Genomic DNA, 388 nt, shown 5'->3' on the forward strand with positions numbered 1-388 from the left:
CCGGTTGAACTGTCTGTGGCCGTAATGGCAAAATTGAACGCGCCCGCGGCCGTTGGTGTGCCGCTAAGGGCGCCCGTTCCCCCGTTCAAGGTAATGCCTGCTGGCAACGCACCAGCTGTAACCGCATAGCTATAGGGAGATGTCCCACCCGATGCCGTAAATGCCTGGCTGTAGGCCGTCCCTGCAGTAGCGCCTGGCAATGCACCAGCCGCCGGAGCAAGGGCAAGTGTGGTTGGGCTGACCGTGATTGACACGGTGGCAGGTGCCGACGTGCCTGACGCATTCGTGGCGGTGTAGGTGAAACTGTCCGGTCCTGCATATCCTGGTGTTGGCGTATAGGTAATTGACGTGCCGCTTGCCGTGGCGGTGCCATTGGCAGCCTGGGTAG

Annotated in this window: 1 protein-coding gene; it reads right to left on the reverse strand. The window is 61.3% G+C overall.

Features of this window, described 5'->3' with window-relative positions:
* A partial coding sequence (locus tag AC6CHM_RS25125) for a putative Ig domain-containing protein (RefSeq protein WP_498176072.1) occupies positions 1 to 388 on the reverse strand: 388 nt, incomplete at both ends.

It is taken from the genome of Phyllobacterium sp. GQ127, assembly GCF_059758635.1.